Origin of the sequence: Achromobacter mucicolens, from assembly GCF_902859725.1 — a bacterium.
GTDB lineage: Bacteria > Pseudomonadota > Gammaproteobacteria > Burkholderiales > Burkholderiaceae_B > Achromobacter > Achromobacter mucicolens.
The window spans coordinates 142,658-168,183 of record NZ_CADIJP010000007.1 but is presented as its reverse complement, the minus strand read 5'-3'; the positions used below and the strand labels follow the sequence as shown (position 1 = coordinate 168,183).

At 62.3% G+C, this 25,526-nt stretch carries 25 protein-coding genes, 1 tRNA gene and 1 riboswitch; of the genes, 21 read left to right on the top strand and 5 right to left on the bottom strand.

Annotated features, from left to right (window positions below):
• Positions 1-309, bottom strand: a complete 309-nt coding sequence (locus tag HV786_RS10920) for a hypothetical protein (RefSeq protein WP_128828092.1) — start codon at positions 307-309, stop codon at positions 1-3.
• A gap of 101 nt (positions 310-410) precedes the next feature.
• Between HV786_RS10920 and HV786_RS10915 the strand changes: the two genes are divergently transcribed.
• Positions 411-1,424 (top strand): acyltransferase family protein, encoded by a 1,014-nt coding sequence (locus HV786_RS10915; protein WP_128828091.1) that lies wholly within the window; start codon positions 411-413, stop codon positions 1,422-1,424.
• Positions 1,425-1,553: 129 nt separating this feature from the next.
• On the opposite strand, the gene HV786_RS10910 is transcribed toward HV786_RS10915, so the two are convergent.
• Both HV786_RS10910 and HV786_RS10905 read right to left on the bottom strand, forming a co-directional pair.
• Positions 1,554-3,026: a hypothetical protein gene (locus HV786_RS10910; protein ID WP_128828090.1), complete on the bottom strand. Its 1,473-nt coding sequence runs from the start codon at positions 3,024-3,026 to the stop codon at positions 1,554-1,556.
• A gap of 116 nt (positions 3,027-3,142) precedes the next feature.
• Positions 3,143-5,869, bottom strand: a complete 2,727-nt coding sequence (locus tag HV786_RS10905) for a glucosaminidase domain-containing protein (RefSeq protein ID WP_175210820.1) — start codon at positions 5,867-5,869, stop codon at positions 3,143-3,145.
• On the opposite strand from HV786_RS10905, the gene HV786_RS10900 reads away from it, so the two are divergent.
• From HV786_RS10900 to HV786_RS10830, 15 genes are all read left to right on the top strand, one after another.
• Complete coding sequence (locus HV786_RS10900) at positions 5,868-6,317, top strand: hypothetical protein (RefSeq protein ID WP_158216678.1); 450 nt, start codon at positions 5,868-5,870, stop codon at positions 6,315-6,317. The two genes, HV786_RS10905 and HV786_RS10900, sit on opposite strands and share 2 nt — an antisense overlap.
• Positions 6,318-6,325: 8 nt before the next feature.
• Positions 6,326-6,832 carry a siphovirus Gp157 family protein gene (locus tag HV786_RS10895; RefSeq protein ID WP_128828088.1) on the top strand — a complete coding sequence of 169 codons (507 nt, stop codon included), beginning with the start codon at positions 6,326-6,328 and terminating at the stop codon, positions 6,830-6,832.
• Between the two features lie 37 nt (positions 6,833-6,869).
• A complete protein-coding gene (locus HV786_RS10890) occupies positions 6,870-7,391 on the top strand; it encodes a hypothetical protein (RefSeq protein WP_128828087.1) in 522 nt (173 codons plus the stop codon).
• 50 nt (positions 7,392-7,441) lie between these two features.
• Positions 7,442-8,356, top strand: coding sequence for a hypothetical protein (locus HV786_RS10885; protein WP_128828086.1), 915 nt, complete (start codon positions 7,442-7,444; stop codon positions 8,354-8,356).
• Positions 8,353-8,844, top strand: a complete 492-nt coding sequence (locus tag HV786_RS10880) for a hypothetical protein (RefSeq protein WP_128828084.1) — start codon at positions 8,353-8,355, stop codon at positions 8,842-8,844. The genes HV786_RS10885 and HV786_RS10880 overlap by 4 nt, the downstream gene beginning before the upstream one ends.
• Positions 8,841-8,996, top strand: coding sequence for a hypothetical protein (locus HV786_RS10875; protein ID WP_158216677.1), 156 nt, complete (start codon positions 8,841-8,843; stop codon positions 8,994-8,996). Before HV786_RS10880 ends, HV786_RS10875 begins: the two co-directional genes overlap by 4 nt.
• A complete protein-coding gene (locus tag HV786_RS10870; protein WP_128828083.1) occupies positions 8,993-9,667 on the top strand; it encodes a hypothetical protein in 675 nt (224 codons plus the stop codon). The genes HV786_RS10875 and HV786_RS10870 overlap by 4 nt, the downstream gene beginning before the upstream one ends.
• Entirely contained in the window at positions 9,668-9,931 is a 264-nt protein-coding gene (locus tag HV786_RS10865) for a hypothetical protein (RefSeq protein WP_128828081.1), read from the top strand.
• Positions 9,928-10,767, top strand: a complete 840-nt coding sequence (locus HV786_RS10860) for a hypothetical protein (protein WP_128828075.1) — start codon at positions 9,928-9,930, stop codon at positions 10,765-10,767. The genes HV786_RS10865 and HV786_RS10860 overlap by 4 nt, the downstream gene beginning before the upstream one ends.
• Positions 10,757-11,092 (top strand): hypothetical protein, encoded by a 336-nt coding sequence (locus tag HV786_RS10855; protein ID WP_128828073.1) that lies wholly within the window; start codon positions 10,757-10,759, stop codon positions 11,090-11,092. Before HV786_RS10860 ends, HV786_RS10855 begins: the two co-directional genes overlap by 11 nt.
• On the top strand, positions 11,085-11,234 hold the full coding sequence (locus HV786_RS10850; protein ID WP_158216676.1) for a hypothetical protein: 150 nt from the start codon (positions 11,085-11,087) through the stop codon (positions 11,232-11,234). Before HV786_RS10855 ends, HV786_RS10850 begins: the two co-directional genes overlap by 8 nt.
• Positions 11,234-11,554, top strand: a complete 321-nt coding sequence (locus HV786_RS10845; RefSeq protein WP_128828071.1) for a Lar family restriction alleviation protein — start codon at positions 11,234-11,236, stop codon at positions 11,552-11,554. Before HV786_RS10850 ends, HV786_RS10845 begins: the two co-directional genes overlap by 1 nt.
• Entirely contained in the window at positions 11,555-11,773 is a 219-nt protein-coding gene (locus HV786_RS10840) for a helix-turn-helix transcriptional regulator (RefSeq protein ID WP_128828070.1), read from the top strand. It begins immediately after the preceding gene.
• Positions 11,774-11,914: 141 nt separating this feature from the next.
• The gene (gene xth / locus HV786_RS10835) at positions 11,915-12,697 is read left to right on the top strand and encodes an exodeoxyribonuclease III (protein WP_128828068.1); all 783 of its coding nucleotides are present in this window, start codon (positions 11,915-11,917) and stop codon (positions 12,695-12,697) included.
• A 70-nt stretch (positions 12,698-12,767) separates the two neighbouring features.
• A tRNA-Ala gene (locus tag HV786_RS10830) sits at positions 12,768-12,843 on the top strand.
• Positions 12,844-13,260: 417 nt separating this feature from the next.
• Here the strand turns inward: HV786_RS10830 and HV786_RS10825 are convergent.
• Positions 13,261-14,712, bottom strand: coding sequence for a sodium:solute symporter family protein (locus HV786_RS10825; protein ID WP_128828067.1), 1,452 nt, complete (start codon positions 14,710-14,712; stop codon positions 13,261-13,263).
• A 98-nt stretch (positions 14,713-14,810) separates the two neighbouring features.
• A riboswitch (TPP riboswitch) is annotated at positions 14,811-14,917 on the bottom strand.
• Positions 14,918-15,099: 182 nt separating this feature from the next.
• Between HV786_RS10825 and HV786_RS10820 the strand changes: the two genes are divergently transcribed.
• From HV786_RS10820 to HV786_RS10800, 5 genes are all read left to right on the top strand, one after another.
• Positions 15,100-16,419, top strand: a complete 1,320-nt coding sequence (locus HV786_RS10820) for an LLM class flavin-dependent oxidoreductase (protein WP_175210917.1) — start codon at positions 15,100-15,102, stop codon at positions 16,417-16,419.
• Between the two features lie 286 nt (positions 16,420-16,705).
• Complete coding sequence (locus tag HV786_RS10815; protein WP_128828066.1) at positions 16,706-18,955, top strand: patatin-like phospholipase family protein; 2,250 nt, start codon at positions 16,706-16,708, stop codon at positions 18,953-18,955.
• An 18-nt stretch (positions 18,956-18,973) separates the two neighbouring features.
• Complete coding sequence (locus HV786_RS10810) at positions 18,974-20,644, top strand: sulfatase family protein (protein ID WP_128828065.1); 1,671 nt, start codon at positions 18,974-18,976, stop codon at positions 20,642-20,644.
• Positions 20,645-20,715: 71 nt separating this feature from the next.
• Entirely contained in the window at positions 20,716-22,086 is a 1,371-nt protein-coding gene (locus HV786_RS10805) for a carbohydrate porin (RefSeq protein WP_217284656.1), read from the top strand.
• Positions 22,087-22,183: 97 nt separating this feature from the next.
• A complete protein-coding gene (locus HV786_RS10800; protein ID WP_128828062.1) occupies positions 22,184-24,709 on the top strand; it encodes an arylsulfatase in 2,526 nt (841 codons plus the stop codon).
• A 24-nt stretch (positions 24,710-24,733) separates the two neighbouring features.
• Here the strand turns inward: HV786_RS10800 and HV786_RS10795 are convergent, their stop codons facing one another.
• Positions 24,734-25,417 carry a MarC family NAAT transporter gene (locus HV786_RS10795; protein WP_128828060.1) on the bottom strand — a complete coding sequence of 228 codons (684 nt, stop codon included), beginning with the start codon at positions 25,415-25,417 and terminating at the stop codon, positions 24,734-24,736.
• Between the last annotated feature and the right edge of the window lie 109 nt (positions 25,418-25,526).

The window sequence follows — 25,526 nt, the reverse complement described above, 5'->3', positions numbered from 1 at the left end:
CTATTCATCGTTGAGAGTTTTTGAAACATCGGGTACCCCCCCTTTTTTCACCATCTGAGTAATCAGCTTCCACTCCCGGTCCTTGCGCTCGTTGTCCTTCTTGATGAGCAGCACGTCCGTCTGCATCGTGTTCATGCCACCGATAACCTGGTCAAGCTGGTTCACGCTGCGATTACCAAACCAGATGTACCCACCGCTCAGCAGCGACGCGGTGAAGAAGGCCGCAGCGCCCCAGGCGTAGAGCTTGTCAACCCGGCGCTCAAGGACTGATACCCGGCTGACCAAATCCCCATAGTGCGGCTGTTCCATAACGTTCCTTTGGACGTAAAAAAACCCGCCGAAGCGGGTCCGTTAAGCGATTCATCGGTCTTTTTGCTACGATTCCGTCCACTCGTGGAAGGGACAAGTTCATGCCTCAAAGTCAGACACGCATCTATGGCCTTGAATATGGCCGCGCCGTTGCTGTCCTCTTCGTACTTCTTTGGCACGAGCACATCTTTGGTCGCGGGCGAATGTTCTACCCTGAGACAGCCTTTCCCGCATGGCCTTCGATATCGGACGTCCTGTACAGCAACGTTCTCTTGCAGGCTGTTCCGTTCTTCATATTCATTTCATGCTTTCTTTACGCATCAAAGGATCCTACTCGGGCAAGCCTGTCAGCACGAACTAAGAAACTGATCACACTGCACTGCTTTTGGGCGGTCACATATTTCTTGGTGCTAGGGGGCGTCCCTTCCTTGCTAGGGGCCTTCTCGACTTTCCAGATCCGCCCTCTTTATGCCCTGTTCACAGGCATGGGGTCCTACTATTTCTTCTCCGCCCTGCTAGTCACGACAATCGCAACTCATTTTGCGTCCCGACTGGGTGACACTGCTCTTTGGGCCTGCCTCATTGGCTCTCTGCTTTCCATCACAGGTATGCAGGTTGCGGCGATCACGGGCTGGAACACATGGGCTGCTGCATTCTGGAATCCCCTGAACTACCTTCCTACAGCCCCTGCCGCTGTTCTCTTAGTTCGCTACACCAGCAAAGACAAGATCGCACCCTGGTTTGCGCTAGGGGCTACTGCCTTCTTCGTCCTGAGTGCAATCCTTGAGTGGCTGCTCCTTCCAGGCCGTATTTTCATCAGTTCATATGGGTACGCGATGCCTGCATACACGCGTATCTCCCCGATGATCTTTTCCGTTGTCGCTACGCTGCTGCTTCTCAGAATTCGTAGCCCAGCGCCTGCGTGGGTTACCTTCCTGGCGAAGTACTCCCTTTCCGTCTACTGCCTACAAGCCTTCGTGATCACATGGACATCCCCATTGGCCCAGGCGCCTATATTGAAGACGGCAGTGGACCTGGCCATTACTTACGGGCTTGCCCTATTTCTGCATAAAGCCATCTTCAGGAATGGCCTTCTTGCGGCAGATCGTCCTTAGGTATCGGCAAATTTCCTTCCGCCAACCATTCCATGTAGACGCGATAGTCGGAGTTTTGCTCGTCGCGAGGGATGTACAAACCGTCGCCCACTCTGCAAACGCAAGATTCATCAATGATCTTGTACATAGTCATAGTTCCGCCGAGATAATAAAGCTGGATGAAATGGCGTTCGACTGGAGAATAGAAGCATTGCCTGCCACCAACCCACTGGCCACAGTGACAGAAACCGCCGCCAACGATTTGGAAATTTGAGCGAACGCGACGCCGCTTGCGCCAACGTTACCGCCGCCTACAGTTGTCACCCCAAAACTAGTGTTTCCGCCAACACTGATGGAAGGCGCCGCTCGTTTAGGAGAATACCGAAGAAAGCCCTGCGCGGTTGTTGTTGAGATAGCTTGCAGCGTAGCGAATGGGGTAAACGTAGTATCTGAGGCCTGCACTTCCAAGTACCGCACGCACGCGTCCACCTCATCAGAAATCGGTCTTTCGATAAACGGAGACGATACCGACCCAACCTCCAACTGCACATTCCCGATTTCTAGCGTCGCCGCGTTCGTGCCGACCAGCCGCACCGAACCCGTGGAGCGCGTGGTCTCGGTGGATAGCCAAGTGTTCATGGCTCCCTCGGCGTTCGTGCCGCTCCCAAGGTCGAACACCACGCGCATGCCGATCCCATTGGTGCGGTTCCAGTTCGCGATACCGCTAGCGTCAATAGGAACCGTGACAGTCTTGAATTCCCAGGCGCCAGCGTTGGCGATGGTGAAGTTGGCGACGTAGGCACGCCAGCCAGGGCTGCCTCCGTTCAGGAACGCCAGGCTGTAAGTGCCGGCGATAGAGGCCTTCACCCAGAAGCCAATCGTGAACTTGCCGCCCCACAGTGTGCCCAGCGCCAGCGCGAGCAAGTTCTGACCCTCCAGGCGCTGCTCGAAAACGTTTTTGTCGGCGGCGCCCGGCGTTGCGGCAGCGTTGGACGTCAAGCGGCACGTGAACCCGCCCACGCGGTTCTGCCCGAAATCGGAACCAGCCGCCTGCTGGGTTACCGTGACGGACGCGGTACCGGCGACGTTCGCGCGCCACTGGTTCAACGTGTACGGCTGCGTGGTGGCGCTGGTGATGGTGAACGACGTGCCGCGCTCAGCAATCCGAAAATCGCCGTTGATGATCTTGTTCCGGTGCGAGAAAGGCCCGTTGCCGAATCCGCCCTGGAAGTCGGAAACGTAGCCGCCGCTGCTCCAATAGAACAGCCCCTGGCCCGCCAGGTAGACCACGCCGATATCGCTGCTCGGGAGCGAGTTCACCACCGTGATCCCGCCAGTCGTGCCACCGGCCGAGCCCGAAATGTCGTCCTGGGACCACACCAGCACGTCGGCTGCGGTCTTCAGCACCCACGTGTACTTCACGCCGTCCTGCAAGAAAATCACCGCCTCGCCGCGGTCGTCCAGGATGATGGGGTTCGTGTTCGCGGCCAGGCCCGCGGCATCCTGATAGGTCACGGCCGGCGTGGTGGTGGTGTTCACGTACGTGTACAGGCGCTCACCAACCAACGGCCGGCCGTTCAGGTCGATGGCGTTAAACCGGGGGGAGACGTAAGATTGCGACATTGCAAGCCCCAAAAAGGAAAGCCCCTCAGTGAGGGGCGTGAAATATGGATATCGAGTTCTGGTTGAAGGCTGCAGCCCCCGTTCTGGGGGTTCTTTTCTGGCTTCCGATCATTCGCCTATTTGAGCGCCGAGCCCGTCGCAACGCCGCCCGCAATTGGCACCGTCGCCAAGTACGGAAGCAGGCGATTGCGGAGTTCGGGCGGAAGCTGGGCCGCCTGGCTGGCCGGCTGGCCCGATAGCGCCGCATTCGCCGCGCGCTCATTCCCATACGCGCGCATCTGGTCCCGGATGATCCGCAGGAACGGAATCTGACCAACCGGGCCCGACACCTCCGCAAGCAGGTTCATCACCGCAGACCCGGTATTGCTGTTGTTCACCGCCGAGCCGGCGGGCTGCGTGGTGATGTACTGGCCCACCCGTCCAACCGCTTCCAGGCGCGCCACTTCTTCAGGCGAGAACAGCGCCGACAGCTTTTCCCTCCCCATCCGCTGCAGCGCGCTCATGTAGCGTGACACCGCCATCGGCGTGTCGCCCGTAGCATTCGGCCCGAACGCGGCCGACCGCAGATACTCAGCCACCTGCGCGCGCGCCTGTTGGATGGCGCCCTCATCTGCGGATAGGATTCGACCCAGCGCGCGGGTTTCCTCGGTGGTGGCGTTCAGCAAGTACTTCTGCACGAATTTCTCGGGGTCGGCGCCGTCCAGTGCAGCTTTCAGGGCTGGCGATCCTTCGATCCGGCCGAAGCGATCAGCCGCGAGACCGCGCGCCGCGCTGAAGGCCTGGGCGGCGTCTGGTCCGATCTGGCTGCCAGCGCTCGCCAAGTCATCAACGCTCGCCAGCACGCCGGCGCGCAGCTCGTCCAGGGCACGCGCTTGCACGCGGTTCATCGGGTCATAGTTGCGGTTGATGACCCTGATAATGTCTTCGGCGTCGCCAACCGTCAGCGCAGCGGTCTGCCGGCCGCCGGTCAGCCCCAGGCGATCCAGACGCTGGCGCACCGCGCCGGGGATCACGTCCGCGCCAAAGTCCGACAGCACCTCGCCATAGCGCTGGGCCAGGGGCACAGCAGGGATATCGGCGTTCACCCCGGCCATGCCGCGAGCTGCCGTGTAGGCTTCGTCCACCGCAGCGCGCGCGGGCGCATCCGCTTCTCGCAGGGCGTTCATCAGGCTGTTCCCTGCTGAAAACGGCGTGTCCGCTTGCGCCGCGCCGATGCGGTCGAATTCCGAAGTCAGCAGCCGGTTCTGCTCCGAGAACCGATCCGCCAGCGGGTTGCGCCCGCCGCCCAGGTCGATGCCGCGCATGTTGCGTTCCGCGGCGAATTGCATCGGGTCACGGGTTACCTGACCTCGAGTGGGCGCGACGCCAAGGGAATCGAAGTCCGCGCGCCGCACAAGGGCTGCCGGGTCGGGCACGTCGCCGCTGCGCATGGCCGCCTGAACCTGTTGCCGAACGCCAGCCAGAATATTCTCCGGGATTTCAGACAGATCACGGATGCCCATTTCAGGCCCCGCTTCCTGGATGGCGCGCAGGATCTGCGCGTCCAGCTCCGCCTGGTTGGCGAACCTGCCACGGACCCGCTGGGCAATCGCCGCGACTTGATTGCCCACGAAGTCACCAACGCGCGCAGCGACCGGGGAAAGCACCACGCCTGCCACCGCGCCTCCCAACGCTTGGCTGCCCTTCGTGCCCCAGAATTCATCCTGCGCGCGCGGGGTCACCACTGGCTGTAGGGCCGCACCTGTGGCTCCGGCGGCGGCCCCGCGGCTGGCCAACTGGAACAGGCTGTTGGCGCCGCCCATCAGGCGCGCCACGGGGATGTTCGCCGGGCTGACCACGTTGCCGGCCAGGCGCGCGGCGTCAAACCCATCGCGCCCGGCGAGTTCGCGGGATTGGGCATATTCCTGGTTGGCGGTGCGTACCTGACGGTCGACGTCCGCGACCTGCTCGTCCATGAAGCGCCTCGCAGTCTCACCGCCGAGAGCGTCGGGGATCAGGCCACTGGCCGCGCGCACGCCGCGCACCAGCATCTGCGCGCCAGCGTCCAGAGGGTCGCGGACCGCGCCCATGAAGGCCCCGCCAGCCAACCCGCCACGACCCTCGCTCGGTGCCGTAACAACGGGCTCTTCCTGCGCCATAGACAGTTTGAGCACGCCGTCCGCGCCGCGCGTTTCAGTCGCTCCAGTCGCGGCCGGCGCTGCGGCCGGTGCCGTCAGGCCCAGATGCTGATAAATCTCCGAGTCGGAGTAGCCAGCCTCCCGCGCGCGCTTGATGCGGTCTGCAAAGCCAGAATTCCGCGACAGGTGCCCGATGATATCGGCGTCACTGTATCCGGCCTCCTTGGCGATTTTCACCTTTCCGGCGAAGTCCGGAGCAGGCGCGGCCTGTGCGGACGGCAGGATCGCCTGGGCGGCCCGGTCCAAGAACCCGCCGGAGCGCCGAACCAGGTCGGTCGCGGCGACCAGCTTGCGTTCGTAGTCCGGGTCTTCCGCGTAGCCGCCGGCCTTAAGCGCACGGGCGTATGCCTGAGCGTCCGTACCGGCATTGATCGCGCTCTGGTAGCGTCGGTTGATCAGCCCGGCGAAGTCCTGGCCGAATGCGTCCGGAGTGTCGTAGGCCCGGTAGCGGTCGTTGCTGCCGGTCATGTTGTCCACGGCCGCCACGCCGCCGCCGGCGAAGTCCTTGATGTTGCCCAGGTTGTTGGTGCCGGGGACGACACTACGACCCCAGCCCGTCTCCAGCCCCCACTGGCCAAGCAGGACGGAAGGATCAACGCCAATCGCTTTGCCGACCGCAGCAGCCTGCGGGCCGTACTGCTGCGCAAATTCTTGAGGGGAAGCCATGTCAGTTTCCGAAGATGTCGCCAAGGGAAGGACGTGCGGCTGCTTGGGGCTGCGCAACCTCGACAACCCCAAGGACACGCCCGCCAAGGTGTACGACTTCGACCAGCAGCGCGACGTGGACACCGTCGTCCCCCAGTTCACCGAGCTGCTGGGCAAGCCCATCGGCCTGCTGTTCACGTTGGAAGAGTACAAGCCGGGCAAGTGGCGCCCCAACCTCGCAGGCGCCTTCCAAGCCAGCACCGAACTGGTCGCCTCCGAAATCTTGGACCGCAAGACCCAGCCGCTGCAGCTCGCCAAGATGGTTCAGGCACTGCGGGACAAGCCGCTGCGCACCGGTGGCGGCTCCCTGGAAGACGGCAACCGCGCCGCGGCGGCAGCCGGCGCTTCCGCCGTCGACGACGACATCCCGTTCGCCCAAGCCTTCGGGCGCAAGGCTCATTACTTCTGAGGCCCGCCATGAACATGCCCCTCTACGCCCTCACGCAGGAATACCGCACGCTTGCGATGCTCCTGGCCCAAGGTGAATTCGACGAGAAGACGGTGGCCGACACCATCGAGGCCAGCGGCCTGCCCGAGCAGATCGGAGAGAAGGCCCAGGGCTGCGAAATGGTCGCGCGCACCTTCGAAGCCGACATCCCGACCATCGACGCGGAAATCAAGCGCCTGCAGGAACTGAAGAAGGCGCGCCAGGCCCGCGCCGATGCGCTGCGCGACTACCTGCTGCGCAACATGATCGCCGGCGACATCCAGGAGATCGAGTGCCCGCTGTTCCGCATCAGCATCGCCAAGAACCCGCCCGCGGTGGAAGTCTTCGACGAGAAGCAGATCCCGGCCGACTACTTCACCAGCCCGCCCGCGCCGCCGCCCGTGCTGGACAAGAAGCTGATCGCGCAGGCGCTGAAGGACAACCACGACGTGCCCGGTGCGCGACTGCGCCAGGGCCTGCGCCTGTCGATCCGCTAACCCTTTCCCAGCAGCACAACCTACGGAGCAATCCCGCATGTTCTCGATCAGCGAGCAAACCGCAACCCTGGCGCACATCAACGTGCGCACCGAGCGCCACGGCGATGAGCCTGCCGGCGCGGCCGACCTGAAGATCAACTTCACCGATGGCAACGGCGTTCTGTCCGAATTCCACCCGGTGCTGCGCTCGTTTCTCTACAAGCAAGAAGAGTCCCCGGACCAGGGCGAAATGCCCGTGGGCGATGCGCTGACTGTGCGCCGCTTTGGCGACCTCATCGAGAAGATCCGCCTCAAGCACGAGCTCGTCGGCGCCAAGGTGCTGATCGGGTTCGGCCTGGGCGGCGCTTCCGATATCGAACTGGACCCCGCCGACGTGGATGGCTTTGCCGCAGAACTCATGGAAGGTGGGAGCGTGGTCATCACCTTCCGCGTGAAGTGCCACCCGAGCGGCGAGCAGATCAAGAAGCTGTACGAGGTGCTGGGCAACGAAATCACGATCAGCATCACGCCCGCCCAGGAGAAGCAGCAGTCGCTCGGCCTGGACCTGGAAGCGGCATAACCCCACGGCCGGCGCGGCGCTGCCCGCCGGCCACCTATACCGAGAAGACCATGAGCGACAAGATCATCATCCTTGAGCACGAAGGCACGTCGTACATCCGCACCGGCTACCAGACGGTGAGTCCGGAAAACATGCTGGTGAACGGCCAAGCCGGGGCCGCTCAGACCTGCCCAGGTAATCCCCGTTGGCTCATGGTCTCGGGCAGCATTCAGACTCTCGCGCGAATCCCCGCTCCCGGCCTCGAGCTTGTCGGATGGATCCTGAAGCCTGAATACCGCGACGTCACGACGTTCCCGGCCGAGCTGGGCGCGGACGCGTTCCGCTACGAATACGACGAAGACGAAGAGGACTGCTACATCCCCACGGATCCTACTGCTGTCTACAAATCGGTCTTCTACGAAAAGAAGCACCAGAACGTCCAGCGCGAGCCGGAGCCGCTCGAGTTTATGGTCATTGACCGGGATTGCGCCCCGAAGTCCAAACCGGACGACGTCAAGGTCGAATTCCCCGCCAGTCTGCGCGAGTACCCCGAAACGTGGCACAAGCACCCGGTGACCATCGATGGCAATGCCTTGTTCGGGCGCGCGGCAACCGCGTTGGTAGAGGCTGCGCGCGAACGAAGCGGCGACTTTGCCGTCACCGACCATCGCAACATTGGAACGGTCACCCTCATGGGGTATATGCACCATGAGCCGAAGCAAAACGATTACAAGGTTGGCGGCCGAACCGTGCGCCGGACGCAGACCAAATCCGAATTCAGGATCATGGAACTCGCGTCGGCGGCGTCCAACTATGCGAAGAGTGCCGACATCGTTTGCCGCGGCCTTTCCGGCAGCGACTGGGCCGATCTGGAATCCAAGATCAACGGCTTCATCGACTTGGTGCTGTCGTACATCAAGCCCGGCAGCGTGCGCGTGTGCGAGTGCTGCAAAGGCGACGGCTACATCGTGACGGTGAAGCCATGATCCCCGCCATGAACCGCCAGCAGCGCCGCATGATGGAAAAGCAGCAGGCCCGCGTGCGCGCCACGCGCCGGCCTGATCGCCCGGCCCGCCTGCCCATGCTCATCAATACCCAGCAGACCCTGGCGCCGCTGGAAGCCATCATCGACCAGATCGAGCGCGACGGCACCGTGACGGTCGACCCGCGCGGCGTGCCGGTCTTCCACTGCGTCGCGGACGGCGAGTGGTACGCCAGCGCTCCGGCGATTGCGGGCATGGCGGACTTCTTCGACATGTGGGCGACGCGGCACGGCAGCCCGTTCAAGGCTGCGGCGCTGCGCCAGCTCGCCCGTCGGCTCGACGTTGGCATGCCCATCGATGGACCGCTGATGGCCGCGCTGCACGCCGAGATCCCCGCGCTGCGCCGCATCGGCGCCGGGCTGACGCAGGCCGACGCATCGGACCTGCTGCGCCAGACGCAGATCAAGGCCGAGCTGGAGGCCCGCCCATGACCCGCCGCGACCCCGAAGACGACCCGATCGCGAACTTCATGCTTGAGCTGGGCCCGACCGGCGTGGCGATCTTCATGGCCGCCGCGACCCTGGCCTGCTTCTGCGTCGCCTACCACCTCGTTTCCCTTCTACCCTGGAGCGTGAACAAATGACACAACAATGGAAGCCGATAGCCTCTGCGCCGAAGGACGGAACGGCTATATGGGCAATCGGGCAGCTATACACGAAACCGTTTCAGTACGAATGCGAGTGGAACGGCGCTCAGTGGTATCACGGCTTTGGCGATGGCTGGGAGTCTCTGGAACCGAGCCACTGGATGCCGCTGCCCCCCGCTCCTGGAACCCCTCCCGCCAGCGCACAGGACGATGCGAAGGACGAGCGGCAGGCGTTCGAGGCAGCGATGGGCGAACCTTTGCGAGTGCTGCTCGGGCCCGGCGCGGGCGGCATGAATTATTTCGACGGCACCGAATACGACTCGGCCTATGTGCAGGCCGCGTGGCTCACATGGAAGCAGGCCCGGGCTTCCGCTCCCCTTGCTGGCGATTCGCTGGAGGTGCTGACCGATGAAGAAATCCTAGATCGGTGGGATACCCATGTGGGAGATTCGCCGATAACCGAGTCCGACAAGCTTTGTTTCTCCCGAGAGATCGAACACGATCTGCTATCCAAACTGAGCCAGCGGGAGGCTAAGGACGCGGCACGGTATCGATGGTGGTGCGACACCGGCAACGACATTACTGCCGCTGACACGATTGGTGGCAAGCCGACCATCGACGCCGCCATCGACGCCGAAATGGCAGCCTCTCAGCAGCAGGAAGGGTAGATGGCAGTCGACCCGAAATCACCGGCCACGGCCGCCGAGGCTGAAAAGCTGGCCGCCCGCTTCGTGGGCGAATACCTGACCTCCTGCCGCATGACCGACCGCGCGCAGATCGGGAATTATCTGATGAAGCTGTGCAGCGTCTCGGGCGTGGTGATGGCTCAGGCCGAGGGTTCGGAGATGGCTTGCCGACGCTTGGAGGGGACCGCCGAGTTTATCCGCAAAACGATGCCGCTAAGCCCGGCAAAAATGGAGCCGATCCAATGACCAACGAGAACAACGCCGCCCACCCTGGGGAAGACGACATCACCGCGCGACTGCGCGAGAACGCGGACCTTGACGCCGCAGAAGACGGAAACCCGGCTGTCATTCGCCTGGAACGGGAAGCCGCCGACGAAATCGACAGGCTACGCGCCCTGCTGTCCAAGCTGCGCGCCCCTGTAGCCGATGAGCGGGCGGCGGAACGCATTGCGACGCTTCAACGTATGCGCGCCGACTACAACCCCAGCAACGGCCCCGCGAGTGAATTGAAAGCTGCCGCCTTGGACGCAGCAATCGCCGCCCTGGCAAGCGCCCCTGTAGCCGATACGTCGGCGATCATCCGCGACGTGTGCGAACTGGACCCTGCGGACGAAGGCCCGGATACGGTCAGTGTCACCGTGGCTGACCTACAGCACATCATCGAACGGCATAGCGCCCCTGTAGCCGGGGAGGCGCATATCCGTGAACTGCTGGCGCGCTGGGAATTACAACGCCACGCCGCCAATGAATGGGCGGATATGGCCTGCAACGGCGTGCAGTGGATCCGCAACATCAGGGACGGTATTTCGACGGCGGAGGAAGCCCTGGAAAACCTTGCATCCAACATGACCCACTGCCGTGAAACGCAGGCCCGCGCAGGTACGGAGCCACCTGCGGCGCCCCAGGCCAGCGAGGCGGTGCGCGATGCGGCGTTGGAGGAGGCGGCGACCTTCCTGGAACGCAACCGGTCGACGTGGGTCTCCACCAGAGCCGCCTTTGAAATTCGCGCTCTCAAGACCCAGAGAGCCGCCCTGTCCGCGCAACCGGGCGCGCAGATGAACGGAGGCAGCGATGCAGAGTGACCGCGAATTGCTGGAACTGGCGGCGAAGGCGGCTGGACTCGAATATCACTGGGTCAAGGTTGACGGAGGCAGCCTGATGCAAGCCTCTGAGCCGGGCAGCAGGAGCGAGGAATCGTGGAATCCGCTCACCGACGACGGCGACGCGCTGCGGCTGGCGGTGAAGCTGTGCATCACAGACTTGAAATTGGCCGTGGGCGCACTTGTGTTTGCCGAAGGCTTCCAGGAAGACAAATACGCCGCCACCCGCCGCGCCATCGTCCGCGCCGCCGCCGAACTTGCCCAGGCCCACCCCGACCACAAGGACGGAGGCGCGGTCTATGAATGACCTGCATACGGATCTGGCGGCAGAGCGCGCCAAGGTGGAGTTGCTTCGCGCCGCCATCCGCAATTACCTGCACTGGCCGTTCAGATCGAGCGAAGAAGCACTGAAACAGGCCCTGGCTGACACCGACAACAAGGAGCAGTAATGGCTGACCTGAAACCTTGCCCGTTCTGCGGCTCCGAAGCGTTTGCGACCTACAAGACCGATGATGACGATGATATCCGCCGTCATTCGGTGCATTGCCGCGGGCGCTGCGGCGCACAGATGGGCGGCAGTTGCGTCACTCACTACAGCGAGGAAAGCGCCGTCAACGCGTGGAACCGCCGCACTCCAGACGCTCGCCTGGCCGCCCAGCTCCGCGAGTGCGCCGAAACCCTCGGGGCCGACCAGATCGACGAGCAGCGCGCCATGCGGGCCTATGCCGATTCGGTGAAGCTGCTGGATGAATTGAAGGAGGAAAATTGAATGGCACACGCAGCCCAACACCAAGCACCGGCCGCGGCGCCGAAGCTGCTTTACCGTCTGCGCGAGGCCGAGGAAGCCCTGGGCCTGTCGCGCACGATGATCTACCGGCTCATTAAGCGCGGCGACCTGGAGAAAGTCCAGATCGGCGACGCCACCCGGATCACGGTATCGAGCGTCCAGGCTCTGATCGAGCGCAGCAAACAGAAGAAGGCGGCATAGGGGCGCGGTATCATTCCCCATCCGCCGGGAATGGCCCGCTGCCCTACCTCACGCCGACTTTGTAGCTAGATTTGTAGCTAGCGGCAGAATTTCAAAACTCGATGGCCTGAGAGCCGCATAAATAAACGATCTATAAAAATTATGAAATTAGCCACCTGGAACGTCAACTCCCTGAACGTGCGCCTGCAACAGGTCCTCGACTGGCTTGCCGCCAATCCCGTCGACGTGCTGTGCATCCAGGAGCTCAAGCTCACCGACGACAAGTTCCCCGAGGCGGCGTTCAAGGAAGCCGGCTATCACGCCGTCTGGGCCGGCCAGAAGACCTACAACGGCGTCGCGATCATCTCGCGCATGCCCGGCACGACGATGGTGCGCAACATTCCCGGCTTTGAGGATTCGCAGCAGCGCGTGCTGGCCCTGACCTTCCCCAGCCCCGAAGGCGACGTGCGCGTCGTCTGCGCCTACTGCCCGAACGGCCAGTCGGTCGGTTCCGACAAGTACGCCTACAAGCTGGAATGGTTCGAAGCCATGCGCAAGTGGCTGGCCGAAGAGATCAAGCAGTTCCCCCGCCTTGCCGTGCTGGGCGACTACAACGTCGCCCCGGCCGACGAAGACGTGCACAACCCCGAAAAGTGGGAAGGCCAGGTCCTGGTGTCCGAACCCGAACGCCAGGCCTTGCGCTCGCTGCTGGACCTGGGCCTGACCGATTCGTTCCGGCTGTTCGAACAGCCGGAACAGTCGTTCAGCTGGTGGGACTACCGCCAATTCGCCTTCCGCCGCAACGCCGGCCTGCGCATCGACCACGTGCTGCTGTCCGCCCCGCTGGTCAAGCGCTGCGTCGCCTGCGTCATCGACAAGGAACCCCGCCGCAACGAGCAGCCCTCGGACCACGCCCCGGTCATCGCCACCCTGCAATTCGTTTGAAAAAATTCGGTACCGGCGCATGTTGCGCACCCAGGCCGAATTCCTGTATATTTCTGCTCTTGCTTGATTTGGGGCGGTAGCTCAGCTGGGAGAGCGTCGCGTTCGCAATGCGAAGGTCGGGAGTTCGATCCTCCTCCGCTCCACCAAATTCCAGACGGAAAAGCCTTGGACACTTTGTGTGCCAAGGCTTTTTTGTTTCTGTGCGTCTGATTTGCTTCGTGTAGGCGTTGGCCGCCGTCACTGGCGGGCCCAGAATGTTCGCCATCCGGCCGCAATGGCCAAGCGGACTCTCTTTATGGCTTTCATCAAAGTTCAGCACACGTCCGAAGCGCGGTATACCGCAGCGGCAGATCGCATAGCCGAGCAAAGTCGCAGAAGCGATTTGCACCTCTTCGACAATCCCGCGCCAACCGTCCGGCCAAGCCGCCAGACATGCCTAGGCTCGCTGTTGGCAGCCATCGCTCATGAAGCCGGCCCACTAAGTGACGAAGAGGTCGAAATCTTCAATCTTGTTCGGGACAAGACGCCTGCCAAGCCCATGCCTATCCGCTAGGCCCCTCCCCTCAAACCCGCTCCTGATCCAACCTGCGCACCGCCCCGCTCAGCGTCGAGAAATCAAACTCCTTGCGCCTGCGCATCACCAGCCGGATCAGCACCGTCGTCACCACCGGCACAAAGGCCGCAAGCAGGAACGATTCCAGCAGGAACACGGGCTTGTCGCCCGGTGCGGGAAAGAAGAACAGGCCGGCGACGAGGCCGGTGATGGTCGAGAGCGTGGCGGTGAAACCGTCATGCTTGCGGCTGAAAAGGCCGTAGAACACCGGGAACGCGGCGGCCGAGCACAGCAGGTCGGCCAGCAGGAACAGGTACAGCACGCTGTAGCCCTGCGAGGCCACGATCATGACGGGAATGGCCATCAGCAGCACCAGCGAGCGCGCCAGGCGCTTCATGGTGCCTGCGGTGGCGTTGGGCATCAGGCGGCGCAGGTCGACCGCGATTATGCTGGTCACCGCGCTGATGGCGGTGTCGGCGGTGCTCATAACCAGCGCCAGGCCCAGCGGGATCAGGGCGATGACGAACCACACCGGAGCGTGCGGCATGATGACGCTGAAGAGCGCAATGGAACTGTCGCCCGCCGGGGCCAGGCCGACAAACGCCAGGCCGAACAGGCCCATCAGGAAGATGAACGGCGCCACCAGCACGCCGCCCAGCAGAAAGCCGTTGCGCATCGTGCGCGCGTCGCGCGCGGCGTAGATGCGTTGCCAGTTGCCCTGGTGGAAGATGCCGGTCAAGAGGATGGCGACAAAGAAGGTCAGGCCGGCTTTCACGCCCACCGGGTCGGTCACATCCAGCAGTTGCGGCGCCTTGGCCTGCAGCGCCTCGATGGTGGGCAATGCGCCGCCGGCCGCCTGCCAGCCCACGACGCACAACACCACCAGCAGCGGCACGATGATCATCATCTGCACCTGATCGGTGAAGATCGAAGAGCGCAGCCCCCCGTAGGTGGTGTAGAGCAAGGTCGTCCCCATCACGATGGCGGCGGTGGCCCACAACGGCACGGGCGCCAGCATGGCGACCAGCTTGGCGATGGCCGTGACCTCGGCGGACAGCGCGATGAAGAGATAAAAGAGCATGATGAACAGCGCCAGGCCATACATGGGCCGGCCGTAGCGCGCCATCAGGAACTCCGTCAGCGTGTGACCGTGCGGGATCAGTTCGCGCATGCGGCGTCCCAGCGGAATCATGACCAGCCGCGGCGACATCGAGCCCAGCGCATAGCCGATCACGGCCGCCAGGCCGCCCCAGGTGGCCGCCTGCGCGGGCGAGAAAAGAATCCAGGCGCCCAGCGTGGACGCCATCAGCGTGAGGATCGTGCCAAACGAGCCCTGGCTGTTGCGCGCGACGATGTAGTCTTCCAAAGTGCTGCGCTTGCGCCGGGTGTACAGCACGCTGGCCACGGCGAAGCCGCCCGAGAACAGCAACAGCCATATCAGGGCGGTGGTTTGGGTCAACATGAAGGTCGGTCCTCCCGCGGGCGGCCTGCGGCCACACGCGTAACGCGGCGGCCCGCCGTCGGAAGGCCGCAAGATGAGTGGAATCAGGGAGGGCGCGCGAGACTTGCGGAGTCCTTCCCTTCGCCGGCATTACCCGGATCAGGTTCAAAGGGTTACCGCGTTGCCGCGGAATCTCAGCCCATGCAGGGCTCCCCCAGGAATTGCCGCAAGGTTAGGAGAGCGGCGCGGCGATGTCAACGCGCGGCGCTGGCCGGTGTGGCGGGCAGGGGGTGGCTGGCAAGGGTGGCGGGCGCCCGCGCGGGCGATTTATGCTAATTTCGCCCGCTTGCGGCACCGGCGGGCGTGCCGGACGCGGCAACCGATGACGCCAACGAAGACCTGATCGCCATGATGCACCTGAACCTGTTCATTTTCGGCTGCGGCCACCACCGCGCGGCCTGGCGCCACCCGGACTCGGCGGCGGAGCGGCTGGGCGACATCGCCTATTACGAAAGCCTGGCGCGCACGGCCGAACGCGGCAAGCTGGACGCCATCTTCTTTGCCGACGGCCAGTCGATGGACAACATCGGCGACGGTCCGCGCTGGTACCTGGAACCCCTGACCACGATGGCGGCCATCGCCCGCGCCACCACGCACATCGGCCTGATCAGCACGGTATCCAGCACGTTCTTCACGCCCTTTCATGCGGCGCGCATGGTGGCCTCGCTGGATCACATCTCCGGCGGCCGCATGGGGTGGAACGTGGTGACGTCGATGTTCGACGCCGAAGCGCGCAACCACGGCTACGAAGCCATGCCCGGCCACGACTGGCGCTACGCGCGCGCCGAGGAGTTTGTCGACGTCGCGCTGCGGCTATTCGACTCGTGGGACGACGACGCCCTGGCCATCGACCGCAACGGTTACTTTGGTGTGCCCGACCGCCTGCACAAGATCGATCACCACGGCGAGCATTTCCTGGTGGACGGCCCGTTGACCGTGCCGCGACCGCCGCAAGGCCATCCGGTGCTGTTCCAGGCGGGCGCCTCGGACCAGGGCCGCGATCTGGCGGCGCGGCGCGCGGAAGCCATCTACGCGGTGGCCTACGACCTGCCGGCCGCGCAATCCTATTACCGCGACATCAAGCAGCGGGTGCGGGCCGCGGGCCGCGACGCCTTCGTGCCGATCATGCCCGGGCTGGTGACCTATGTCGGCTCGACCGAAGCCGAAGCCCGCGCCAAGCAGCGCGAACTGGACGAGCTGCTGCCCGCGGACGCCTCGCTGCGCCAACTGGGCATGTTCGTCCTGCAGGATTGCTCGGGTTGGGAACTGGACGCCCCCGTGCCGCCCCTGCCCCCCTTGTCCGAGTTCAAGGGGCCCAAAGGCCGTTACGCGACGATCCTGCGCATCATCGAGACCGAACAGCCCACGGTGCGCCAGTTGCTGGGCAGGCTGGCCGCGGGCGGCGGGCACTGCACGATGGTGGGAACGCCAGAGCAGATCGCCGACCGGATGGAACACTGGTTCAGGAACGAAGGCGCCGACGGCTTCAATCTCATGCCCCCGTCACTGCCGGGCGGCATTGACGATTTCGTGGAACAGGTGGTGCCGGTGCTGCAAAAGCGCGGGCTGTTCCGTAAAGACTACGAACACGCCACGCTGCGCGGGCATCTGGGATTGGAACGGCCGGGACGGCGGACGAGCAAATCCACGATACCCCCGGCGGTTTGACGGGTGCCCTGGGCACCCCGTCTTGCTCGCCCACGGGTTGGCTTAATGTTACGCCCGCGAGGCCAATTGGTCTGATTTTGACTTTGGTCAATTTGCATCGTAGCGGCCAATCTACGCTTGTTGTCAAACCAGCGCATTAACGACATTGAGGACCAAAGACAAGCTTCGTTAAACGTGGCATGCCTGACTCGTTCGAGACAGGCCAAACCGGACGCTGACAACGTAGCGATCAGGTTTATTCACGCTGACTGTGCACCGATATGCCTGGCATTCGAGGAAGTAAGTCGTGAACGCACTCGATACAACTGCCCCGAGTTTCCTGTATTGGGTGTCGACATTGGTCCTGGCAGTCTTGCTCGCCGCGCCCTCCTGCCCCGCGTCGGCCGACGCATCAACCGATTCGCAAGCAAAGCTGCCAACCCGGCCCAGGATTGGCTTGGTGCTCGCTGGCGGCGGCGCCAAGGGCGGCGCACACGTCGGTGTGCTCAAAGTCCTGGAAGAACTCAAGATCCCGATTGATTACGTGGCGGGCACCAGCATGGGCTCGATTGTCGGCGGTCTTTACGCATCCGGAATGCGTCCCCAAGAAATCGAGCGGGAAATTGAGAGCATCGATTGGCAAGGTATCTTTATCGATTCCCCGAACAGGGAAGATCTCTCATTCCGGCGCAAGCAAGACGACTTGTTGTATGTCTTCAAAATGAAGCCCGGCTTTAATGAAGGCGAGATCAAGTTGCCGTTGGCGTACGTCCATGGCCAAAAATTTGACTTGCAACTGAACCGCCTGACCGCGCGCGTGAGCGGCATCAAGGACTTCGCACGGCTTCCCATTCCGTTCCGCGCTGTGGCGACCGACTTGGAGACGGGCCGCGAGGTAGTCCTCAAGTCCGGCAATCTCGCGCGTGCCTTGCGTGCAAGCATGGCGGTACCGCTGGCCTTCGATCCGGTCGAAATCGACGGCAAACTGCTGATCGACGGCGGCACGAGCAACAACGTTCCCGTCAACGTGGCAAGAGCCATGGGCGCGGATATCGTGATCGTTTCCGATCTCGGCAGCGGACTCCTCAAGCGCGACCAGATCAACTCCGCCGTCGATGTGACCGAGCAAATCGTCAACTTTCTGTTTGCGCTCAATTCCGAGGAACAACTCAGAAGTCTCGGTCCTCGGGATGTCCTCATCACCTCCGACCTGGGCGACATTGGCGCCAGCAGCTTTGACCGCGTCAACGAGACCATCGTCATCGGGGAACGGGCCGCGCGCCAAGCCGCGAAATCACTCCGGCAGTACGCGCTTAACAAGCAGGATTACGCCCGCTACCTGGCCTCGCATGCACAGCCCCCGAAGCAAGATCTCACGTTGGCCTTCGTGCGCATCGAAAACCAGTCCAAGGTCAGTGACGCTGTCATTGCCAGCCATATACGTGCCAAACCAGGCGAACCGATCAATGTCGCCCAGTTGGAACAGGATATACAGGAGATCTATGGTCTGGAGATATTTGAATCCGTGCGCTACGAACTCGTCGAGCAGGACGGCGAGACCGGGTTGGTCGTCCGTGCCAAGGAAAGACCGTGGGGTCCCGGTTATCTTCAGGGCGGGTTGATTACCTCGAGCAATTTCAAGGGTGACGCGCCTTTCCGTCTGGGCGTGGCCTATACAAGAACACAGATCAACTCGCTCAACGGCGAACTGCGTCTGGGCGGTCAGATCGGCGACGAGCCCTCGATCTTCGGCGAAATTTTCCAGCCGATCGACCCCGCTGCCCGATATTTCGTCAGTGGACGGTTGGGCTACCTGACAAGAAACGTCAACCTGTTCGACAGCTCGGGCAACAATATTGCCCAGGCCCGCACAAAGGGTTATGGCCTTGAACTTGGCGCGGGCCGCCAGTTCGGCACCTGGGGCGAAGCGCGGCTCGGTTACTACTACGAGACGGGAAAAATCGACAACGGCATTGGCGCACCGACCGCCAGCCAGAACTACGACACGGGAATGGTCTTCTTACGTCTGACCGATGACAAGCTCGACAGCTTGTACTTCCCCAGCAAAGGGCATATCGGCAAGGTCGAATACCGCTTGTCTCGCAAGGCGTTTGGCGCCGACACCGATTTCGAGCAGATGACGCTCGGCTATCAGCACGCTTACAGTTGGGGACGCAATACCTTATTCGGCGGGTTGGTGGTGAACCTCACCATGAATGAAAATGCGCCGATTCAGAGTCTCTACCGGCTAGGAGGCTTTCTGCGGCTATCGGGCTTTTCACAGGACGAGTTATCCGGCCAGCAAACGGGTTTGGCACGGGTGGTCTACCTTCGACACCTCAACGACACCAAACTTTTCAAGGCTTACGCGGGAGCAAGCCTGGAGGCGGGTAATGTCTGGGAGAACTCCGGGACGATCTTCAATCGATCAATTTTCGCGGGCAGCGTGTTCGTCGGCGCAGATACCCCTATCGGTCCTCTATATCTCGGCGCGGGACACACCAGCACGGGGAGCAATAGCGTGTATCTGTTTCTCGGACCGTTATTCAGCTTCTGACACAGGGGAACTACCATCATGCAGAAGGTCCTCGCAGCCGCATGTCAACCCTACAACATTGTTTTCATCCTTACTGATCAGGAACGCATGTTCCGTTCGGGTGAACTACCACGGAATTACCGCCTCCCTGCGCACGAGCGGCTGATGCAGCGCGGTGTGACGTTCGAGAATCACCGCATCAGCTCCTGTGTCTGCACATCTTCGCGGTCCGTGATCTATACGGGCCGCCACATCCAGCAGACACGGATGTTCGACAACATCAATTTCCCGTGGATGCAGAGTCTGTCGACCGACATCAAGACGCTCGGTCACCTGCTTCGCGAAGCCGGCTACTACACCGCCTACAAGGGAAAATGGCACCTCACGCGAGAGTTCGAGACCGGCAACACGCTCGCCGCGCCAACAAAGATCTTCACTCAGGAGATGGAGGCCTACGGCTTCTCGGATTACCTGGGCGTAGGCGACATAATTGGCCATACCCAGGGCGGCTACTTGCACGATGGCATGATTGCCGCGTCGGCGGCCAGTTGGCTGCGCGGCAAGACGGCCGATCTGGCGAAAGCGAACAAGCCTTGGTTCCTTGCCGTGAACCTGGTCAATCCGCATGACGTGATGTTCTACGACACCGATGAACGCGGGCAGCCGGTTCAGGCCAGGCACGCCCTGACCCATCTCGCAGGCGATCCCGCGCACGCGATGTACGCCAGGCAATGGGACTTCGAGCTACCCACCAGTTTTTCGCAAGCGATCGACGCCCCCGGCCGTCCTGCCGCGCACGCCGACTTCGCCCTGGCCGACAGCGTCATGACCGGGCCGGTTGCTGCCAGCGAGCCATGGCGTTGGCGCAAGCGCCACAACTTCTATCTCAACGCACTGCGCGACGTGGATCGGCACATCATGACGGTGCTGGATGAACTGGAAGATCGCGGTCTTGCCTCCAGCACGATCGTCGTCCTGACCTCGGACCACGGAGACCTTGACGGCGCACACCAGATGACCGGCAAGGGCGCCACGGCATACCGCGAGCAGAACAACGTGCCGCTCATTGTGTCGCACCCTGCCTATCCAGGCGGCAAGCGCTGCCGTGCGGTCACCTCGCACCTTGACCTGGCGCCCACGCTCGTCTCATTGACCAATGCCAGTCCCCAAAGGAAGGCTGCCATCCTGCAGTCATTGCCCGGCAAGGACATCTCCCAAGTGCTGGCCTCGCCCGAGCAGGCGGCGTTGGATGCGGTACGGGACGGCCAATTGTTCTGTTTCAACATGTTCGCGTCATTGGACGGCGATTTCCTTGATAAGGCCCGAAAGTTGCTCGGGCAGCCCGATAGCGCGGCCAAGATCAAGGAAGCCGGTCTCGGCCCGGACTTGAGGAAACGCGGCGCGATCCGCGCCGTATTTGACGGCCGATACCAATTCACGCGCTACTTCTCCCCAAAGCAGCACAACATGCCTGCCTCGATGGAAGCATTGTTCGCGCTGAACGACGTTGAACTATTCGACCTGCAAGAGGACCCCGATGAAATGCACAACCTCGCACGGGATCCTGGCAAACATGCCAGCTTGCTGATGGCCATGAATGCCAAGCTGAATCGGCTGATCAGCGCAGAAGTGGGAGAGGACGCCGGGCAGATGCTGCCGGGCGGCGTCGAGGGCGGATGGGTCGCAACGCCCGCCATATACGACCTGTGATGGGTAATTTCCGAACCGCCGGATTGCTGTCCTGATTTCCTGAAGAGGCCGCGAATATGAGATGCGGATTCATGCAGATCGCACTACTGTCCACGCTGGGCGCCGCGCTCCCCTTACATGCCGAGCAACCTGCCCAGCCGGACACCCTGGGTGGCGGGCTGATGTCGCGCCCCCGGCTCACGGGCAATTGGTTCGGGCTGCGGGATGACATGGCCCGAAAGGGCGTGACGCTCGACGTCGATCTCTATTGGATGCCGCAAACGATCATGAGCGGCGGAACGGACACCGTGGGAGGGGCCTGGGGAAATGCCACCGCCACGCTAGAACTCGATACCGGCAAAGCGGGCCTTTGGGCAGGGGGCCATTTCAAGCTCCAGACGGTATCCAGCTTCGGACACAACATCATGCAGGAGACGGGCGCCCTGGTTCCTGCCAATATCACCTGGATGCTACCCAGCCCGACCAAGACCGACACCGGCGTGCAGGAGCTTTCCTATACGCAGTTCTTCAGCCAAAAATTTGGCGTGACCGTGGGCAAAATCAATTCGATCGCGCCAACCAACGTACTGCATGGCAACTACTACACCGGTTTCCAGAACACGGCATTGAATCTGCCGCTGGCCATGGCCCTGGTCCCGCTTTCGGCCTACGGTGCAGGGGCAATCTATCTCCCCTCGCACGACCTGACCTTTGCGGCGATGGTGCTGGACCCAAACGGCACCATCATGGATAACGACCTGGGCAATGCGTTCGACGACGGCGTGATGGCCCTCACCACCATGGACATGAAGGTCAAGCCCTGGGACCTTCCCGGCCACCAGAACCTGACGCTGGCCTGGAGCAACAAGACGCGCAATTCACTGACCCAGGACCCGGGAAATCTCGCCGCCTTTCTGCTCACGACACGCTTTCCGCGGCTTGGCGATCCAGGCCCTGTACTTGGCAAGATCCTCGCTCAGTACCCTGGCATACCCACGTCATCCAAGCCCTTGAACACGGAGAACAGAACTTGGGCCGCCGTCTATAGCTTCGAACAGTTTCTCTGGCAACCGAAGGGCGCTCCCGATCGCGGACTCGGCCTTTTCTTCAGTGCTGGCGTCAGCGACGGCAAGGCGAATCCGGTCAAGGCCAGCTTCTCCTTGGGCGTGGTCGGCAAGGGCATGGTTCCAGGAAGGCCGGACGACGAGTTCGGAATCGGATGGGCACGGACAAAGTTCAGCGATAACTTCGTTCCGTTCCTGCGCGACAATTTTTCCCTCGGGCTGCAGCGCGAGGACGTGGTGGAGCTTTACTACGATGCGCCCGTGACCCCATGGCTTAGCATCAGCCCCAGCCTCCAGATCATCTTCCCCGCGATGAGCAAAACAGTGGGCGCGAACAATAATTTTCAGGATTTGAGCACCTCGTACATTGCCGGTGTGCGTGTTGGCATCCGTTTCTGAAGCCTCCGCCCAAATCTTGACTTTTATCAAGTAGCGCCAGGATTCAACTGTTAGCGTAAGCCCACGCTGTTCAGGCCATGTGAGATCGGGGACCGCCATGATTGACAACCTGGGTAAGCTTGTGGGGTATTTACTGCGCCACTCCGCTGCGGTGGTGGGGCTGATCCTGGCCACCGCGGGAGTGGCGGCCGCGCAGCAGTCCAATGCGCCGCCGGGCTCTCCCGCTGCAACGCGAACCATCGACGGTCGGCAGTTGCCTGCTCCCAGCATGCCGTTCGGCGGCAAGATCGAACGCAACGCGATGCAATCGACCCCGTTCTGGCAGGCCCGCATTGCCCCGCCCGAGGGCGCGCCGAACGTACTCTTGATCATCACCGATGACGTCGGTTTCGGCGCACCGTCGACCTTTGGCGGCGTCATCCCGACGCCAGCCCTGGACAGGGTCGCCGCGATGGGCTTGCGGTACACCAACATGCATTCCACCGCGCTTTGCTCGCCAACACGGGCCGCTCTCATCACCGGGCGCAACCACCATTCGTCCGGCTTCGGCGTCATCTCGGAACAGGCAACCGGCTACCCGGGCTATGACAGCGTCATCACCCGCGACAAGGCGACAGTCGGCAGGATCCTGAAGGACAACGGCTACAACACATCGTGGTACGGCAAGAACCACAACACGCCGGGCTATCAGGTCAGCATGGCCGGGCCATTCGATCAGTGGCCCGTCGGCATGGGTTTCGATTATTTCTACGGCTTCATGGGTGGCGACACAAGCCAGTGGACGCCCGGAAATCTCTTCCGCAACACAACGCAGATATACCCGTTTGAAAACCGGAAGGGCTTCAATCTGATTACCGCGATGGCGGACGAAGCCATCGATTACATGTCCCAACTGAATATGCTGTCGCCCGATCAGCCCTGGCTGATTTACTTTGCGCCAGGCGCCGCCCACGCGCCGCATCATCCCACGTCGGAATGGATCAAAAAAATCGAAGACATGCACCTCTTTGATGAAGGCTGGAACAAGCTGCGGGACACAATCTTCGCCAATCAGAAAAAGCTCGGTGTGATTCCACAGACGGCGCAGCTGACCCCATGGCCATCGGACCTCCTGAAAAACTGGGACCAGCTCACGGAAGACGAAAAGAAGCTGTTTATCCGGCAGGCCAATGTCTACGCGGCTTACCTCGCCTACTCCGACGCCGAAATCGGCCGGGTGATCCAGGCGGTAGAGGACTCGGGTGAGTTGGACAATACGCTCATCATCTACATTTCGGGCGACAACGGTTCGTCGGCGGAGGGCACGATGCAAGGCACGCCGAACGAGGTGGCGATGTTCAACGGCGTCGAGGTGCCGGTCAGCGTGCAGCTGAACAACTATTACGACCTCTGGGGCTCCGAACATACCTACAACCACATGGCCGTCCCCTGGGCCTGGGCTTTCGACACCCCCTTCAAGTGGACCAAACAGATTTCCTCTTACTTTGGCGGCACCCGGCAAGGCATGGCAATCGCGTGGCCAAAGGTAATCACCGACAAGGGCGGCATACGCAACCAGTTCGCGCATGTCATCGACATCGCCCCGACGATACTGGAGGCTGCCGCCATTCGCGAGCCCTCGGTGGTGGATGGCATTGCACAAAGCTCGATGGAAGGCTCAAGCCTGGTTTATACGTTCGATGCGGCGAACGCCAATGCGCCTGCTCGCCATCTCACTCAATACTTCGAGATGTTTGGCAACTTCGCCATTTACCACGACGGCTGGATGCTGGTGGACAAGGTCAGCCGTCCGTCATGGGTGACGACGGGGCCGCAGGACGTCAATCCAGCCAGGGCCGAGTGGGAGCTCTACGACATCAATACGGACTGGACCCAAAGCCACGACGTGGCTGCCCGCCATCCCGATAAGGTCAAGGAGCTGGAAGCGATTTGGTGGCGGGAAGCCAAGAAGTACAACGTGATGCCGCTCGACGCCTCGGTGGTAAGCCGCCTGGTCACCCCACGGCCGTCGACCACCGCGGGGCGCTCGACCTTCACGTTTCCCGGCAGGATGACGGGCATCTCGAATGGGGTCGCCCCTTCCATCCTGAATGCCTCCTACACCTTCACCGCAGAGGTGACAGTGCCGCAGGGCGGCGGCGAAGGGATGATCATCACGCAGGGCGGCCGCTTCACCGGCTACGGCTTGTTCGTCAACAAGGGCAAGCCTACCTTTGTCTGGAATCTGTTTGGCCTGCAAAAGGTGGTTTGGGAAGCGGCCGAACCCTTGGCGCCAGGCAAACACACGCTGGCGTTCGATTTCAAGTATGACGGGCTCGGCGCGGAGACGCTCGCCTTCAATGACTTCAGCGGGATTGGACAAGGCGGTACAGGAGAATTGAAGGTCGACGGCGCCGTCGTGGCGACGCAAAAGATGAAAAACACTGTTCCTATCATCCTCGCCTGGGACGAAAACATGGACATCGGCTCGGACACCGGCACACCGGTTGATGACGCGGCGTACGCAGTGCCTTTCGTCTTCACGGGCACCATCGACAGCTTGAAACTAATCGTCGACCGGCCGCAACTGAGTGACGTCGACCGGGCCCGGCTTGAGCAGGCGTTAAAGAAGACTTCGGAGTGATGCCGCTGTCGCAGGCGAGCCTATCTACAGATTGGGGTACTTGCCCACGATCTCCAGCACGCCATTGATGACGAACTGCACCCCCATGCAGACCAGCAGAAAGCCCATGACCCGCGAGATGGCCTCGACGCCGCTCTTGCCGATCACGGCCACGATGCGGCCCGCCCAATGCAGGCAGATCCAGAACAGCAGCCCCAGCAGCGAGAACACGATGATGGGCGTCACGGCGACCACCCAGCGCACATAGTCGGGCGCAATGGCGGATTCGACCGAGGATGCGCCGCTGATGATCATCGCGATCGTGCCCGGGCCGGCTGTGCCCGGCAGCGCCAACGGCACGAAGGCGATGTTCGGGCTTTCGCGTTCCAGCGCATCGGCCGTGGCTTCGGCTTCCAGGGCGCGTGGATGATCCGACGGAAACAGCATGCTGAAGCCGATGGTGACCACGATGAGCCCGCCCGCGATGCGCAACCCGGGGATGGAAATGCCGAAGGTGTGCATCAAGAGCGCGCCGGCGTAGTAAGTCACCAGCATGATCCCGACGACATAGAACGCCGCCTGGGTCACCTGCTTTTGGCGTTCCTTGAACGGAATCTGGTTTCCGAGCGACAGCAGCAGCGTCATGGAAGTCAGCGGATTGGCCAGCGGCAGCATCAGTGCCAGACCCAGGCTGACCAGCTTGCCCAGTTGAATCAGTTCATCGATCATGAAGGCTCGCTAGAGTGTGCGAGCCATCTACTCTACCTCACCCTGGCCGGCGGTTTGCTGCCGCACGGTCACGAAGCGGGTGCGGCCCTTCGCGTCCGCGCCTTGGTCA